This window comes from Acinetobacter sp. C26M (assembly GCF_023702675.1).
GTDB lineage: Bacteria > Pseudomonadota > Gammaproteobacteria > Pseudomonadales > Moraxellaceae > Acinetobacter.
This window is the reverse complement of the sequence record NZ_CP098478.1, coordinates 2,157,860-2,174,973: the sequence shown is the minus strand read 5'-3', so window position 1 is coordinate 2,174,973 and position 17,114 is coordinate 2,157,860. Positions and strand designations below refer to the sequence as shown.

Below are 17,114 nucleotides of genomic sequence, written 5' to 3'. Positions count from 1 at the left end.
TCATCATGCACTGTGTTATAGACTAAAACAACACAAACTAGGCATGAAGCGTAAATAATGGCGATAACCTTGTTGAGTTTCATTGCGGTGTTTGTGGATGTTTTAGTCAGAAGTCTGAGGGTAAAAGATTTTTGGCGCTACTGCGTTATGTTTAATTTATTTAGAATGGCTAAATTTCATAAAACATGCCTTGTATTGTCTAAAAAATATTCTCTGTCACAATCATCTGTGAAATGTTAATAAACCGTCATGTACGTGAGCCATAAAGCTCTTTATACTACTGTCTAAATATTTTGTAATACCTATGAATAAGTAAGGAAGATCATATGATTAACGATCTCAAAAAAGATAGCGAACAGCGTATGCAGAAATCGCTTGACTCGTTAGAGTTGGGCTTTGCCAAAGTTCGTACAGGTCGTGCGCACCCATCTATTTTAAATGGTGTGATGGTTTCTTACTATGGTTCTGATGTTCCATTGAATCAAGTGGCAAACGTTGGACTTGAAGATTCGCGTACACTATTGGTACAACCATTCGAGCGTTCTATGGTTGCTGCGATTGATAAAGCGATCCGTGAAGCAGGTTTAGGATTGAATCCAATTACTGCTGACGCAATCCGTGTACCAATGGCTGCGTTAACTGAAGAAACTCGTCGTGATATGCAAAAAGTTGCACGTGCTGAAGCTGAAAATGCCAAAGTTGCGATTCGTAACATTCGTCGTGATGTGTTGGGTGATATCAAAGCATTATTGAAAGAAAAAGAAATTTCTGAAGATGATGATCGCCGTGCGTCAGATGAAATCCAGAAAATTACAGATAAATATGTTGCAGAGGTTGATAAGCGTCTTGCAGCGAAAGAAGCAGAGTTGATGAAGGTCTGATATTACTATGACCTTGCAAGAAGAACCGCTTCTTCCTCAACATGTTGCCATCATCATGGATGGCAACAATCGTTTTGCCAAAAAAAAGCAAATGCAAAAAGGCGATGGGCATCGAGAAGGCAAAAATGTCTTGGATCCTATTGTTGAGCACTGCAAAAAAGAAGGTATCCGTGCATTAACAGTTTTTGCATTTTCAAGCGAAAACTGGAATCGACCACAGTACGAAGTCGACCTGTTAATGAGATTGTTAGAAGAAACAATTCATGAGCAGTTGCCTCGTATGGAAAAATTCAATATCGCGCTTCGCTTCATTGGAGATCGTTCTCGGTTGTCAAATGAGTTGCGTGATTTAATGCAATACGCAGAGCAGAAAACAGCAGCTTTTGATTCAATGACGCTCACCATTGCCATTAGTTATGGTGGTATGTGGGATATGGCGCATGCAGCAAAAGTAATTGCGCAAGAAGTGCTCGCCGGAAAACTTCAAGCAGATCAGATAAATGTTGATTTATTTGATAAATATGTCAGTCTAAATGATCTACCTGCTGTGGATTTATTAATTCGTACAGGCGGAGATTACCGATTATCCAACTTCTTATTATGGCAAGCTGCGTATGCAGAGTTGTATTTTACTGATACCTTGTGGCCAGAATTTACTATAGAAGAGTTGGATCACGCATTTCGTGTTTTTTCAGGACGTGAAAGACGCTTTGGTAAAACTTCAGAACAGATTCAACAAGCGAAAATAGAGAATTAATAATGTTAGAGCGGATTATTACCGCATTGGTGTTAGTTGCTGTTGTTTTAAGTTGCATGTTTGCAACGCAATCACATTATCCAATGTTTGTGCTTATGATTTTAGCCGCGGGGGTTGCAGGTTATGAGTGGTTTAAGCTTATGCCTCGAATTACATCGCCTGTGTCAAAACCTAAAGCTTGGGTATATGGTGGATGTGTGGCAGCAGTATCAACACTGGCATTATTTTTTGATGATGTAGCTCTTTTGCTTTGGGCGGCATCCATTCTCACTTGGTTGGGCAGTATCTATTGGGTTAAGAATTTCCCAGAATCTGATAGCTGGTACAACGTCTCATTACATGTCGTTGGATTTATTCTGATTTCTGCTGCAGTGACAGCACTTTATGGTGTATGGCATAGTTCACCATGGTGGCTGATGTATTTGTTCCTGTTGGTATGGGGGGCTGATAGTGGTGCTTATTTTGTTGGGCGTAAATTTGGTAAGAAAAAACTTGCACCTTTTGTAAGCCCAAATAAATCTGTCGAGGGTTTGTATGGTGGTATCGCGACAACCATTATTATTATGTTGGTTGTACAGTATTTCTATCTTAATCTAAGTGTTATACAACTTATTTTATTCTTAATTCTTTCAATTATTACCGTGTTTGCTTCGGTGTTGGGTGATTTGTTTGAGTCAATGATTAAACGCCGTGCTGGAATTAAAGATTCTGGTCGTGTCCTTCCAGGGCATGGTGGTGTATTAGATCGTATTGATTCTTTATTGGCAGCGGCACCAATTTTTGCAACAGGTATGTATATATTAAAACTTATTGGTGTAGATCTTTAAATGACTCAAGCTGTTTGTATATTGGGTGTTACGGGTTCAATTGGACAAAGTACTTTAAAAGTATTGGAACAACACCCAGACCAATACACTGTATTTGCAGTCTCTGCATATAGTCGTTTAGATGAACTTTTAGAAATTTGTAAAAAATATCATCCGAAAATTGTTGTTGTACCGAATGAAAAAGCATTTGAGTTGCAACAACGCTTTAATCAAGAAAATTTAAAACAAATTGAAATTTTAACTGATGAAGCAGGCTTGATCACAATTGCTGAACATGTAGATGTCGATATTGTGATGGCAGCGATTGTGGGTGCGGCTGGGCTGTTGCCAACGCTCGCTGCTGTCAAAGCAGGTAAGCGTGTTTTATTAGCAAATAAAGAATCATTAGTGATGTCTGGCGACATCATGATGCAGGCTGCAAAAGATAATAATGCACTGTTATTGCCGGTAGACTCTGAGCACAATGCAATCTTCCAGTCATTACCACATAATTATCTAAACGCTGAAAGAACGGGACAACCACAATTGGGTGTCTCGCAAATTCTGTTGACAGCATCTGGTGGTCCTTTCCTGAATCACAGCTTAGAACAATTAAATGATGTAACACCACAACAGGCATGTAAGCATCCAAATTGGTCTATGGGGCAAAAAATCTCGGTAGATTCTGCAACTTTAATGAATAAAGGCTTAGAATTGATCGAAGCTTGTCATTTGTTTTCAATATCAGAACATTTTGTTACAGTTGTTGTTCATCCACAAAGTATTATTCACTCCATGGTGCAATATGTGGATGGGTCAACTTTGGCACAAATGGGTAATCCTGATATGTGCACACCGATTGCACATGCATTGGCGTGGCCAGAACGTTTGGCAACACATGTTCCTGCATTAAATTTATTTGAGACGGCTCAATTAAATTTCCAATCGCCCGACCTTGTTAAATTTCCAGCATTGGACTTAGCTCGTCAGGCGATGCGCGCAGGTGGTTTAGCACCAACCATTTTAAATGCGGCCAATGAAATTGCAGTTGCGGCATTTTTGCAACAAAGAATTCGATTTACTCAGATTTCTCAAGTTGTCGAAAATACTTTGCAAACTGTACAAAATGCTAAAGCAGAAAATATAGACATCATTTTGCAGACTGATATGATCGCAAGACGAATTGCAGAAAAGTATATTGTGGGTATAGGAGGCTAAATCGTATGAATGCACTGTTTATGATTGTTGCAGCGATTTTATTGCTTGGCCCTCTGATTGCAATCCATGAATTTGGTCATTATTGGGTTGCCCGCAAATTAGGTGTTAAGGTTTTAGTCTATTCCATTGGTTTTGGACCAACTTTGCTGAAATGGAAATCTAAAAAATCAGGCATTCAGTATCAACTTTCTGCATTGCCGCTTGGTGGTTATGTCAAAATGTTGGATGAGCGCGAAGGGAATGTTGCTGAGCAAGATTTACCTTATGCATTTAACCGTCAATCTCCATGGAAACGGATTGCGATTGTCGCTGCTGGCCCATTGATTAATCTAATTTTTGCTGTATTTCTGTTTTGGATTTTATTCTTACCTGCACAAGAGCAACTGAATACCCGTATTGGTAAAGTGATGCCGAATACGCCAGCAGCACAAGTCGATTTGCATGTTGGCGATAAAGTATTGATGGTTGATGGTCAAACAACATCAACATGGGAAAAGTTGAATTATGCTTTGGTCAATCGAGTAGGTGAGACTGGACAGGTTTCAATCATTGTTGATCGTGCCGGGACTGAAAAACAATTTAGCTTACCAATCAAAGAATTTTTAAAAGATCAAAGCCAATCTCCATTAGATGTACTTGGTTTCCTAGCATATCGTCCCGTTATTCCTGCAATTGTGAAAGAGCTAAGTGCGGATGGCGCGGCAGTGCGTCAAGGCATGAAGGTGGGCGATCAAATTGTTGCAATTGATAATGTTGCAATGAAAGATTGGTTTGATGTAGTGGATGTTGTTCAAAAGTCACCCGAAAAGCTCTTGAATATTGATGTGTTACGTCAAGGTCAAATTGTGCATTTACAAGTGATGCCTCAAGGACAGCGCGATAATATGGGCAATACCACAGGTATGCTTGGTGTGAAAAGTGATGCAGGTAAAATCACGATTCCGAATGATTACAAGCAAACCATTCAATATTCACCAGTTGAAGCACTTGTTGTTGCATTTGAAAAGACCACACAGCTTTCGGGTATGATTTTCAACTCCATCATTAAAATGGTGCGTGGACTGATAGGTCTGGATAATTTATCTGGCCCAATCACAATTGCCAAAGTTGCTGGTCAAAGTGCGGAAATGGGGTGGCAAACCTTTATTTCATTCATGGCTTTGATGAGTGTAAGTTTGGGGATTCTAAATTTATTGCCGATTCCTATGTTGGATGGTGGTCATTTAGTTTATTACTTTATCGAAGCAATTCGTGGTAAACCTGTTTCTGAACAAATACAGATGTTTGGTCTAAAAGTTGGTATGGTACTGCTCGGTAGCATGATGCTTTTGGCTTTATTTAACGACTTCATGCGTTTATAACAACGCAAACGGAATTTAACTTACTGGAAAATATATGGGCATGCGTCACACACATTTATTAATGCCTTTGGCACTGGTTAGTGCGATGGCAGTGGTACAACAAGCATACGCAGCAGATGAGTTTCTTGCACGAGATATACGAATTGATGGCTTAGTGCGTTTAACACCTGCAAGTATCTATTCTATGTTACCAATAAATAGTGGCGATAGAGTCAGTGATCCTATGATTGCTGAGGCCATCCGTACTTTATATGCCTCAGGTTTATTTGACGATATTAAAACCTATAAAGAAAAAGATGTCCTGGTGTTTAGAGTCGTTGAACGTCCAGTGATTTCAAAATTGGAATTTAAAGGTAATAAACTCATTCCGAAAGAAGCCTTAGAACAAGGTTTAAAGAAGATGGGTATTGCTGAAGGTGAAGTGTTTAAGAAGTCTGCGCTACAGACTATTGAAACTGAGCTAGAACAACAATATACCCAACAAGGTCGTTATGACGCTGATGTGACGGTTGAAACCGTTGCACGTCCAAATAACCGTGTTGAGTTAAAGCTAAACTTTAACGAAGGTACAGCAGCGAAAGTATTTGATATCAATATTATTGGTAATACTGTTTTCAGTGACAGTGATATCAAACAAGCCTTTGCAGTGAAGGAAAGTGGTTGGGCCTCTATTGTGACCCGTAATGACCGCTATGCACGTGAAAAGATGGCTGCAAGTTTAGAAGCTTTACGTGCCCTTTATTTAAACAAAGGCTATATCAACTTTAATATCATCAACTCTCAACTGAATATCAGTGAAGATAAGAAGCATATCTTTATTGAAGTGTCTGTAGATGAAGGTAGTCAATTTAAGTTTGGCGAAACGAAATTCTTGGGTGATGCACTGTATAAACCTGAAGAGTTACAAGCGCTTAAACTGTATAAAGATGGCGAAACCTATTCTCAAGAAAAAGTAAATGCCGTTAAGCAATTATTACTACGCAAATATGGTAATGCAGGTTACTACTACGCTGAAGTGAATGTAGTACCAGATATTAATAATCAAACAGGTATTGTCGGTTTAAATTATTACATCAATCCTGGTCAACAAGTAACAGTGCGTCGTATTAACTTCACAGGTAACAGCAAAACTGCTGATGAAGTGTTACGTCGTGAAATGCGTCAAATGGAAGGCGCATTGGCAAGCAATGAGAAAATTGACTTATCGAAAGTTCGTTTAGAGCGTACGGGCTTCTTTAAAACGGTTGATGTGAAACCTGTTCGTGTTCCAAACTCACCTGATGAAGTTGATTTAAATGTCAATGTTGAAGAACAACATTCTGGTACTACTACGCTTGCAGTAGGTTACTCGCAAAATGGTGGTGTAACCTTCCAAGCAGGTTTAAGCCAAACCAACTTTATGGGTACGGGTAATCGTGTTGCGATCGACTTGTCACGTTCTGAAACACAAGATTACTATAACTTAAGTGTTACTGACCCGTACTTCACCATTGATGGCGTTAGTCGTGGTTATAATGTTTATTATCGTAAAACTAAGCTCAATGAAGACTATAACGTAAACAACTACGTCACCGATAGTATTGGTGGTAGTGTAAGTTTTGGTTATCCAATTGATGAAAACCAAAGCTTAAGTGCCTCTTTAGGTATTGATCAAACCAAAGTAAGAACGGGTCCAAGTGTTTCGACTTATATCCGTGACTATTTATTGGCGAATGGCGGTAAGCAGACAGCAGAATCAACTTGGTGTCCATCAGGCAAGCCAGAAACTCAGCCAGATCCTAAAGATCCTACTAAAACGATTGAAGTACCTGGAACTTGTGATGGTGGATTCCGACCATATGGCAGTGCATTCGAAGGCACTTTCTTGACCTATAACTTGAACTTGGGTTGGTCATATAACACGTTAAACCGACCAATCTTCCCAACTTCAGGTATGTCACATCGTGTTGGGCTTGAAATCGGCTTACCAGGTAGTGATGTTGATTATCAAAAAATGACTTATGATGCGCAAGCATTCAAGTCACTCTGGGGCGGCTTTGTACTTCGTGGTTATGGTAAGTTGGGTTATGGTAATGATTTACCATTCTATAAGAACTTCTATGCGGGTGGTTATGGTTCAGTCCGTGGTTATGACAACAGTTCTTTAGGTCCAAAATATCCAAGTGTAATTTTCCAAGAAACTAAACAAAATGACCTTGATCCAGAAGAAGTGGGCGGTAATGCTTTAGTTCAATTCGGTACAGAATTAGCACTTCCTTTACCATTTAAGGGTGATTGGACTCGTCAAGTACGTCCAGTGCTGTTTGCTGAGGGTGCTCAAGTGTTTGATACCCAGTGTGATGTGCCAAAAGGTAATGTCACAATTGATGGTAAGGAAGTTGATATTAAGCAATATTGTAAAGATAACAATAAGTTAGATTTTGGCAATATGCGCTATAGTGTTGGTGTCGGCTTCACATGGATTACCATGATTGGTCCATTATCACTCAGTTATGCATTCCCGCTGAATGATAAAAAAGGCGATGATACTAAATCTATCCAATTCGAAATCGGTCGTACTTTCTAAGTACGACCTTGTTTAGTGCTGTAAAATATATAAAGGATGTCATAATGAAAACATTAACAATGCTCGTGTTAGGTTTGGGATTCACGGTTTCTGCATCTGTAAATGCTGCAGGACTTGGCGTAGTTGATTTAGCGAAAGTTGTTGAAAGTAGCACTTATCTAAAACAACAAAATGCGAGCCTAACTCAGTCTGTTAAACCAACTTCGACTCGACTGGAGCAATTGGGTAAAGAGTTAGAATCTTTACAACAGAAAGCACAGACTGATGGTCAAAAAATGAATCAAGCTGATATTCAAAAACTGACTGCTCAATATCAGTCAAAGTTAAGTGAATTCAACTCAACTCAACAAGGTTTACAAACTAAAGTTCAGTCAAGTTTACAGGCGATGAATACAACTTTTGAGTCACGTGTGAAGCAAGCTGCTGAACAATTGCGTAAAGAAAGTAACTTAGACTTTATTTTGAATAAAAATTCTACGATTGCCTCTGACGCTCAATATGATTTAACTGATAAAATGATTCAAAAGGTTAACGCAATTAAATAATCAATGAATAGACGTACTTATCGTTTAGAAGAAATTGCTCACCTTGTCAAAGGTGAGCATTTCGGTGACAAAGATTTCCAAATTTCTTATTTGGCTAGCTTAGAACACGCAGAAAAACAGCATATTTGCTTTGTAAATGGTGAAAAATATTTAGCACAAGCAGAAGCGAGTCGGGCTGGCGTATATATTGTGACAGCATCACTTAAACAACAGCTTGCAAGCAAAAAAAATTTTATCGTTGTTGATAATCCTTATTTGGCATTTGCCACACTTACACATTTATTTGAAAAAAAGATAACCCTATGCGGTATCGAGAGTACTGCACGAATCCATCCTTCTGCAATTATTGCTGATGATGCTTATGTAGGCCATTATGTTGTCATCGGTGAAAACTGCGTCGTGGGCAACAACACGATTATCCAAGCACATGCATTTCTTGATGATGATGTCGAAATCGGTAAAGATTGCTTTATTGATGCGCATGTCACCATAACAGGTGCAGCAAAATTAAAAGATCGTGTTCGTATTCACGCCAATACGGTGATTGGTACTGAAGGTTTTGGTTTTGCACCTTATCAAGGCAAGTGGCATCGTATCGCTCAACTTGGTTCAGTTCGTATTGGCAATGATGTCCGTATCGGTTCAAATTGTAGTATTGATCGCGGTGCACTTGATGACACAATTTTAGAAGATGGTGTCATTATTGATAATCTTGTGCAAATTGCTCACAATGTTCAGATTGGCGAGAACACCGCTATTGCTGCCAATTGTGGAATTGCAGGAAGCGCGAAAATTGGCAAAAACTGTATCATGGGTGGTGCATCAGGCGTGGTTGGACACCTTGAAATCACAGATAACGTGACACTTACAGCAATGTCAATGGTCACAAAAAATATTTCTGAAGCTGGCACGTATTCTTCTGGCATGGGACTTTTTGAAAATAGTCACTGGAAAAAGACGATTGTGCGCTTAAGACAATTAGCAGATGTGCCATTGACCCAAATCGCCAAAAGGCTTGATCATATGCAAGCTCAATTAGAGTCCCTTGAATCAACCCTTAAGTTACGTAAATAATTTATTATGACTGAGTCTACATTACCAGCATTCACAATGCCTGAATTACCTATGGATATTCTTACCATTCGTGAATATTTACCACATCGTTATCCTTTTTTACTCGTTGATCGTGTTACTGAAGTAACTGAGAATAGCATTGTCGGTTATAAAAACGTCTCGATTAACGAAGAGTTTTTGCAAGGGCATTTCCCAACTTACCCAATTATGCCGGGCGTATTGATTATTGAAGCTTTGGCACAAGTCTCTGGTATATTAGGTTTTGTACTTACAAATCAAAAGCCAAAAGCAGGTTCATTGTTCCTGTTTGCGGGTGCTGAAAAAATCAGGTTTAAAAAACAAGTTGTTGCAGGTGACCAGCTTATCTTAAAATCTGAACTTGTGATGCAAAAACGTGGCATTTACAAGTACAATTGTACCGCTAGTGTCGATGGTAAGGTTGCCGCGACAGCAGAGATTATTATTTCCCACCAGAAAATTGAGCAGACATGAGTAGTCAAAATTTAATACATCCTACAGCAATTATTGACCCGTCTGCAGAAATCGCATCTGATGTACAAATTGGTCCGTATTGTATTGTAGGTCCAAATGTAAGTATTGACTCTGGTACAAAATTACATTCACATGTTGTTATTGGTGGTTTTACCCGAATTGGCAAAAATAATGATATTTTCCAGTTCTCAAGTATTGGGGAAATTTGCCAAGATTTAAAATATCAAGGTGAAGAAACTTGGTTAGAAATTGGTGATGATAATAAGATTCGTGAACACTGTACTCTACATCGAGGAACAGCTCAGGATCATGGTGTCACTAAGATTGGTAGTCACAACCTATTAATGGTGAATACACATATTGCACATGACTGTGTAATTGGGAACCATAATATTTTTGCTAATAATGTGGGTGTCGCTGGGCATGTGCATGTTGGTGATCATGTGATTGTCGGTGGTAATGCAGGCATTCATCAATTCTGTAAGATTGATTCTTACAGTATGATTGGTGGGGCCGCTTTAATTCTTAAAGATGTTCCCGCTTATGTGATGGCGTCTGGAAATCCAGCGCGTGCATACGGTATGAATATTGAAGGCATGCGTCGTAAGGGCTGGTCTAGAGATACTATTCAGGGTCTAAGAGAAGCCTATAAGCTGATCTATAAATCTGGTCTTACTACCGAACAGGCAATTGAACAGATTCGTAGTGAAATTTTAGTGAAAACGCCAGAAGCGCAATTGTTTATTGATTCTTTAGAACAATCAACTCGCGGGATTGTGCGTTAATTGCTTGATTGAAAAAAAAAGACACTCATGTGTCTTTTTTTATGCCTAATTTTCCTGTTCCACAAATTGTTGTCGATACTGTTTCGGCGAATGCTCAAAAGTACGCTTAAAAGCCTGACTAAATGCAGTTTCTGATGAGTAACCCACTTTATTGGCAATTTGCTGTACAGAATAATTACTTTTACGTAAATATTGGCTTGCTAAACGCATACGGTGTTGTTGTAAATAGGCAAGCGGGGATTCTCCGATTACTTCGTGGAATAAACTTGCGAATTTTGAGCGTGACATGCAGCATTGTTCTGCCAATGATTCAACCGTCCAAGCATCTTCAGGATGATTGTGAATTGCGGCCAAACTGTTGCTGAGTTCTGGATGGTTTAAAGCACTAAGCCAGCCATGTTGGCTAGAAATTTGCTGAATATGGTCTCGAATGCATTTGATCAATAAGATATTGACCAAATGATCGATAATAATATCGCGTCCTGCTTGAATATTCTGGGTTTCAAGAGCCAGAAAATGTAATCCGATTTGTAACCATTCAGGTGCATTGGTATCGCCATGTTGGAGATGGATGATTGACGGTAAAGCCTGAATAAAAGGACGAGCCATGATTGTATCAATCTGGCAGCGTACGGTCAGAATGAGATTTTTTTCTGATGAATGAGTACCGAATTCGATGGCATCTTCTTTGTGACCATCGAACAGTTTTGAAATATCAACGGCATCGACTAGCTTAGTAATGGCATTATCTGCACCTGTATGCGCCTTTCCTGATGGAATTACTATAATTTCACCCGCATGTGCAGTTAAACTATTCTGCGCGTCAATTTGAATAAAAACAGAACCCACCAAAACAATATGAACGATTAAAGCGGTTTGATCCTGGCAGATAAAACTCCATTCTCCTTGAGTTTTCAAATAGATATATTCAGTGTGATTTAAATGAATATCAGCAAATATTTTACTTAAAGCATCCATATGATTTTTTAATGACGTATTCATTTAAATTATAGAGAGCTCCGCTAATAACTCAATATGTGTTTATAGGACAAAAACAGGGAGGATGATGCCAAAGACTTTGACATAGCTTTTTTGGACGCTTGCAACTGTCATGAATTCGATAATTCCTCAAAATATACTTATATATACAAAGACATGGATTCGATGATGAATGCGCCAGTAAATGTTGAGCAAGAACTTACGCCAGTAAGCATTCCAAAGTCAAAAACTCAGTTGGATCGTAAACGTTATTTATGGGCCATTAGCCCGGCTTTACCTGCAATCGGGATAGGTATTTTAGCAGGTTATCAATTTGCACCACGTCCATTGAAGAAAATCTTTGCTTTAGGCGGACCAATTGTTTTACATATCGTCATTCCGACGATTGATACTATTATTGGAAAAGACGCCAATAATCCAACAGATGAAGATATTAAACTGTTAGAAAAAGACCCTTATTACTCTCGCTTGGTGAAAAGCTTTATTCCCTTGCAGTATGCAGCTAATGTATATGCATGTTATTTAACTAGCCGTAAAGAAACATCGTTCATTGATAAGATTTTTTTAGGGATATCAATGGGTGCAATCAACGGAATTGCGATTAATACAGCACATGAACTCAGTCATAAACATGATCGTATTGATCATATTCTGTCGCATTTAGCGCTTGTGCCAACAGGCTATAACCATTTCCGAATTGAACATCCTTATGGCCACCATAAACGTGCTGCTACACCTGAAGATCCTGCATCTTCACAAATGGGTGAAACATTCTATGAGTTTTGGCCACGTACAGTGATTGGTTCTTTTAAATCTGCAATTGAGATTGAAACCAATCGTCTAAAACGTAAAGGTAAAGAATTTTGGTCAACTGAGAATGAACTATTACAAGGCTGGGGAATGAGTGCAGCTTTTCATGGGTCAATGGTGGGTTTGTTTGGTAAGGGTGTTATTCCTTATTTAGCGACTCAAGCGTTCTATGGCATTAGTTTGTTTGAAATTATTAACTATATCGAGCACTACGGTTTAAAACGCCAAAAAGATAAGAATGGTAAGTATGAACGTACCATGCCAGAACATAGCTGGAACAATAATAATATTGTGACCAACTTATTCTTGTATCAATTGCAACGTCACTCAGATCATCATGCTTATCCAACACGTCCGTTCCAAGCATTACGTCATTTTGATGAAGCACCTGAATTACCAAGTGGTTATGCAAGTATGTTATTGCCTGCTTTAATTCCCCCACTATGGTCAAAAATGATGGATAAGCGTGTATTTGATCACTACAAAGGTGATTTGAATAAAGCCAATATTTTCCCAAAACGTCGTGCAAAACTGTTTAAGAAATTTGGTGTGGTTGATCAGTCTCTCATTGAAGTTTCTACAGAGACAGCAACTACAGCATAATCTAAACTGCTTTCCCAAAGCAGGGCACTGATGAGCAATCGTCAGTGCCTTTTTATTTTCTTGTATAAAAAGCTTAACCAAGTACAGATTTTGAATATTCTTACTGTATATCTATGTATAACTTAAAAATAATCTTTTAATTGGTTTATGAGGCAAAGATGACAAAACATTATGATTATATTGCGATTGGTGGTGGTAGTGGTGGCATTGCATCAGTGAATCGTGCTGCGATGTATGGAAAAAAATGTGCCTTAATTGAAAAATCCGAAATAGGTGGGACTTGCGTTAATGTCGGTTGTGTCCCTAAAAAAGTGATGTGGTATGCCGCCCATGTCGCTGAATCGCTTCAGAAATATGGTCCTGATTATGGTTTTAATACTAAAGTCGAGTCATTTGATTGGCAGGTTTTAATCAAAAATCGGCAGGCCTATATTGATAGAATTCATCAATCTTATCAAAATAGCCTAAGTAAAAATCAAGTTGATCTTATTCAGGGGGCAGCTTATTTTATTGATAAAAATACCATTGAAGTTAATGGTGATCGCTTCACAGCAGATCATATCCTGATTGCAACAGGTACACAGCCTTCACTACCTAAGATAGATGGGGTGGAATATGGAGTAGATTCGAATGGTTTCTTTGAATTAAGTGCTTTACCAAAAACCGCCGCAGTGATTGGTTCAGGTTATATTGCGGTTGAGTTAGCGGGTGTGTTGAATGCTTTAGGTTCTCAGGTTGGATTATTTATTCGTAAGGATTTACCTGTAAGGCGTTTTGATTCTTTTTTAAGTGAAACCTTAGTTGAAGTGATGCAGACAGATGGGATTGCTGTGCATACGCAAGCTGTGCCTCAAAAAGTTACAAAAAATGCTGATGGTAGTGTTGTACTGCATTTGGAGAATGGTGAAAGCCACACGGTTGATTGTTTGATTTGGGCAACGGGTCGAGAGCCAAATACTGCGAATTTAAATCTGGAGAAAGCCAATGTCCAGCTCGACGAACGAGGCTATATTCAAGTCGATAAATTTCAGAATACATCCCAAATGGGCGTTTATGCGGTAGGTGATATTACTGGAAAAATGGAACTTACACCTGTCGCGGTGGCTGCTGGGCGCAGATTGTCCGAACGATTATTTAATCATAAACCAGAAGAGCATTTGGATTATGACAATATTCCAACCGTGGTGTTTAGCCATCCTCCAATCGGAACGGTGGGGATTACTGAGCAGGAAGCCATTGAGCAATATGGTCAGGAGGCGGTAAAAGTGTATAACTCATCATTTACCGCGATGTACAGTGCGATTACTCAACATCGTCAACCGACCAAAATGAAATTGGTCTGTGTAGGCGATAATGAAAAAATTGTTGGTATTCACGGCATCGGCTTCGGTATGGATGAGATTTTACAAGGCTTTGCCGTTGCTTTAAAAATGGGAGCAACCAAGAAAGACTTTGATAATACTGTTGCAATCCATCCAACTTCTGCGGAAGAATTTGTGACTATGCGATAAGTGCTGGTTTGGTAGTAAAAAGGACGTTATTGCAACGTCCTTTTTATTTTTCGAATTAATTTTTTACTTCAATTCGCTTGATGATTTACCGAGTTCACGACGCGCAATAATCAATTGCTGAATTTGCTGTGTCCCTTCAAAAATATCCAAGATTTTTGAATCACGTGCCCATTTTTCTAATAACTCATCCTCAGCATAACCAACACTTGCAGCAAGTTCGACACATTTCAGTGTGATCTCATTGCATACTCGACCCGCTTTTGCCTTAGCAATTGATGCTTCTTTAGAGTTTGGCTTTTTATTGTCCGCCATCCACGTGGCTTTGATTGTTAACAAGCGGGCCGCTTCCCATTCAGCTTCCATGCGGTAAATCTGTGCAGCAAGGTTTGATGTCTGTAAATATGGTGTTTTGTAGTCTGCATCAAGCTGATCTTTAAAGATTTCTTTGATACGCTCCAAAGAGGCTTTGGCACAACCGATCGCCATTGCTGCAACCAGTGGGCGGGTATTATCAAAAGTTTCCATCACGCCAGCAAAGCCTTTGGCAACATCGATTTCTGCATTACCCAATAAATTAGCAGCAGGAACGCGACAGTCGATAAAGCTAATCACGGCAGTATCTGAGGCTTTAATCCCCAGTTTATGCTCAAGTCGTTCAACTTTCATTCCTGCTGTGCCTTTTGGCACAACAAAAGATTTGATCGCAGCACGGCCTAGTTTTTTATCCAGAGTTGCCCAAACCACCACAGAGTCTGCACGCTCACCTGAAGTGACAAAGATTTTCTCACCGTTGAGGATGTATTCGTCGCCATCTTTGGTCGCAGTGGTACGAATTGCCGCAGAGTCAGAACCACAACCAGGCTCAGTAATTGCCATGGCTGCCCAAGTACCCTTGAAGCGTTCTAACTGCTCATCGTTGGCGACAGCGGCAATAGCAGAATTTCCAAGACCTTGGCGGGGCATACTCAATAATAGGCCTGTATCGCCATAGCACATTTCAATCACACCCAGTGCGGTTGACATATTGTTGCCATTCTTATTGCCAGATTCCGTTTCGCCTCGTTTGCCCACTGCTGCACCAGCATTAATACCTTCACCACCTTCATTCATACCATCAATTAATGATGCAAGCATGTCGAGTTCTTTAGGGTAGGCGTGTTCAGCTTTATCATATTTGCGTGAGATTGGGCGGAGCACATTCAATGCAACTTCATGTGCTTGATCGACCATCATTTTGAATTTTTTAGGACTTTGTAAGTTCATTGTATTCTCCAAGGATCGTCAATTAAGCATGTAAGCCTGAGTGTAAAACGGCAGTTGCACGTACATCACGGTACCAGCGCTCAACAGGATGTTCTTTGGTAAAGCCATGGCCACCTAAGATCTGTACACCATCTGTACCGATTTTCATTGATTTTTCTGCACAGAGTAAGCGGGCTAAATAAGCTTCACGGTGGAACGGTTTGCCGACTTCTGCCAAGCTTGCTGCATTGAGTACCAACATACGCATAGCATCGATTTCAATCGCCATATCGGCAATCATAAAGGCAACACTTTGACGATGAGAGATCGGTTCACCAAAGGCAGTACGTTCATTGGCATATTTGATACAGTACGTTTTAATTGCCTCACAGGTCCCAACAGCCATGGCACACCACATCAGATTGCCAAGATCAACAAATGCAGTGTAATCGAAGTCTGAGTCACCTAAACGTAAGGCAGGAGTCTGATTGAACTGCAGTGTTGCTGTTTCTGCTGCTTTTAATCCCATTGCAGGGTTGGCTTTAATGGAGATGCTTTCATTGGATTGCACCACGAATATATCAGGCTGACCATTAAACTCTGCACTCACAAGGAATACATCCGCAGTATCACCTAGAACCACCAAGGTTTTTTCACCTGTGATATAGAATTGTCCATTAGTTTCGGTTGCTGTGGTTTTTAACTGGAATGGATTGAAGGCAGGGGTAGCTTCTTGAAAGGCAAAGCTTGCAGTGACATCGGTATCTTCTGCAAACACAGGTAAATACATAGATTGGACTTGGGTTGAACCCCAACGCGTAATCGCGTTGATGACACTGAAACTGCTGAGTAGGCCGGCGGTTAAACTAAAATCTCCCTTGGCCAGACTTTCAGCAATCAGAATATTACTAACAATATTTTGTTCAGCCGCAACACCACCTAAAGCTTCTGGTAAAGCATAGTAATTCAAGCCTAAATCGACTAGGTGCTGCCATAATTGGTCTGGAAACTGAGCATGATGATCTGCATCATGCGCCAAAGCATATAAAACTTCTTCCGCAAATTGTGACATCGCGTCAACGGTCATTTGCTGTTCTTCAGTCAGACTGAGATCAAACAGATTTTTATTGACCTGATTTGGGAGGCGTTGTTTATCTATCGCTTGAGGCTTAAATGCTTTTTGTGTTTTTGTAAGTACCTTAAAGCCCGTTTTTGAACCTTGATATAATGATTTCTCTACAAATTTTCTTAATTTGAGTTGATCAAGTACTTCGCTTCCCGCGATTTTTGTGATCAAAGATAGCCCAAATCCTTGAGCTTTATTCATCATATTCGACATGGTTTTATCCTGGAGGATGGTTGTAAAATTATGCTGACATGCTCCAATGAAAAAAACTATGTCTTCTTTGACGTCGATAATTGATAAAGATAAAGGGTAGTTTTAGTAATTTTATTGTTTTATCT

At 39.5% G+C, this 17,114-nt stretch carries 15 protein-coding genes; 12 read left to right on the top strand and 3 right to left on the bottom strand.

Annotated elements, in window-relative coordinates; all coding sequences use genetic code 11:
• The first annotated feature begins 326 nt into the window (after positions 1 to 326).
• The 10 genes from frr to lpxA are packed head-to-tail and all read left to right on the top strand — an operon-like array spanning position 327 to position 10,485.
• Positions 327 to 881, top strand: a complete 555-nt coding sequence (frr, locus tag NDN11_RS09920; protein WP_167247459.1) for a ribosome recycling factor — start codon at positions 327 to 329, stop codon at positions 879 to 881.
• A 7-nt stretch (positions 882 to 888) separates the two neighbouring features.
• Positions 889 to 1,638 (top strand): polyprenyl diphosphate synthase, encoded by a 750-nt coding sequence (gene uppS, locus NDN11_RS09915; protein WP_251109512.1) that lies wholly within the window; start codon positions 889 to 891, stop codon positions 1,636 to 1,638.
• A 2-nt stretch (positions 1,639 to 1,640) separates the two neighbouring features.
• On the top strand, positions 1,641 to 2,465 hold the full coding sequence (locus tag NDN11_RS09910) for a phosphatidate cytidylyltransferase (RefSeq protein ID WP_167247455.1): 825 nt from the start codon (positions 1,641 to 1,643) through the stop codon (positions 2,463 to 2,465).
• The gene (ispC, locus tag NDN11_RS09905; RefSeq protein WP_251109511.1) at positions 2,466 to 3,662 is read left to right on the top strand and encodes a 1-deoxy-D-xylulose-5-phosphate reductoisomerase; all 1,197 of its coding nucleotides are present in this window, start codon (positions 2,466 to 2,468) and stop codon (positions 3,660 to 3,662) included.
• A 5-nt stretch (positions 3,663 to 3,667) separates the two neighbouring features.
• A complete protein-coding gene (gene rseP, locus NDN11_RS09900) occupies positions 3,668 to 5,023 on the top strand; it encodes an RIP metalloprotease RseP (RefSeq protein ID WP_251109510.1) in 1,356 nt (451 codons plus the stop codon).
• Positions 5,024 to 5,057: 34 nt separating this feature from the next.
• The gene (bamA, locus tag NDN11_RS09895; RefSeq protein ID WP_216076261.1) at positions 5,058 to 7,589 is read left to right on the top strand and encodes an outer membrane protein assembly factor BamA; all 2,532 of its coding nucleotides are present in this window, start codon (positions 5,058 to 5,060) and stop codon (positions 7,587 to 7,589) included.
• Between the two features lie 44 nt (positions 7,590 to 7,633).
• Positions 7,634 to 8,134: an OmpH/Skp family outer membrane protein gene (locus tag NDN11_RS09890; protein WP_167247449.1), complete on the top strand. Its 501-nt coding sequence runs from the start codon at positions 7,634 to 7,636 to the stop codon at positions 8,132 to 8,134.
• A 3-nt stretch (positions 8,135 to 8,137) separates the two neighbouring features.
• Positions 8,138 to 9,208: a UDP-3-O-(3-hydroxymyristoyl)glucosamine N-acyltransferase gene (gene lpxD, locus NDN11_RS09885; RefSeq protein WP_251109509.1), complete on the top strand. Its 1,071-nt coding sequence runs from the start codon at positions 8,138 to 8,140 to the stop codon at positions 9,206 to 9,208.
• A gap of 6 nt (positions 9,209 to 9,214) precedes the next feature.
• Positions 9,215 to 9,700 (top strand): 3-hydroxyacyl-ACP dehydratase FabZ, encoded by a 486-nt coding sequence (fabZ, locus tag NDN11_RS09880; RefSeq protein ID WP_004807401.1) that lies wholly within the window; start codon positions 9,215 to 9,217, stop codon positions 9,698 to 9,700.
• The gene (gene lpxA, locus NDN11_RS09875; protein ID WP_167247445.1) at positions 9,697 to 10,485 is read left to right on the top strand and encodes an acyl-ACP--UDP-N-acetylglucosamine O-acyltransferase; all 789 of its coding nucleotides are present in this window, start codon (positions 9,697 to 9,699) and stop codon (positions 10,483 to 10,485) included. Before fabZ ends, lpxA begins: the two co-directional genes overlap by 4 nt.
• A gap of 45 nt (positions 10,486 to 10,530) precedes the next feature.
• Here lpxA and NDN11_RS09870 read toward each other — a convergent pair whose 3' ends face one another.
• Entirely contained in the window at positions 10,531 to 11,463 is a 933-nt protein-coding gene (locus NDN11_RS09870) for an AraC family transcriptional regulator (RefSeq protein WP_167247855.1), read from the bottom strand.
• Positions 11,464 to 11,652: 189 nt separating this feature from the next.
• On the opposite strand from NDN11_RS09870, the gene NDN11_RS09865 reads away from it, so the two are divergent.
• The gene (locus tag NDN11_RS09865; RefSeq protein ID WP_251109508.1) at positions 11,653 to 12,897 is read left to right on the top strand and encodes an alkane 1-monooxygenase; all 1,245 of its coding nucleotides are present in this window, start codon (positions 11,653 to 11,655) and stop codon (positions 12,895 to 12,897) included.
• Between the two features lie 158 nt (positions 12,898 to 13,055).
• Positions 13,056 to 14,408, top strand: coding sequence for a glutathione-disulfide reductase (gene gorA, locus NDN11_RS09860; RefSeq protein WP_251109507.1), 1,353 nt, complete (start codon positions 13,056 to 13,058; stop codon positions 14,406 to 14,408).
• Positions 14,409 to 14,471: 63 nt separating this feature from the next.
• On the opposite strand, the gene NDN11_RS09855 is transcribed toward gorA, so the two are convergent.
• Both NDN11_RS09855 and NDN11_RS09850 read right to left on the bottom strand, forming a co-directional pair.
• The gene (locus tag NDN11_RS09855) at positions 14,472 to 15,671 is read right to left on the bottom strand and encodes an acyl-CoA dehydrogenase family protein (protein WP_005212154.1); all 1,200 of its coding nucleotides are present in this window, start codon (positions 15,669 to 15,671) and stop codon (positions 14,472 to 14,474) included.
• Between the two features lie 22 nt (positions 15,672 to 15,693).
• Positions 15,694 to 16,980, bottom strand: coding sequence for an acyl-CoA dehydrogenase family protein (locus tag NDN11_RS09850; protein WP_251111530.1), 1,287 nt, complete (start codon positions 16,978 to 16,980; stop codon positions 15,694 to 15,696).
• Positions 16,981 to 17,114 lie beyond the last annotated feature (134 nt).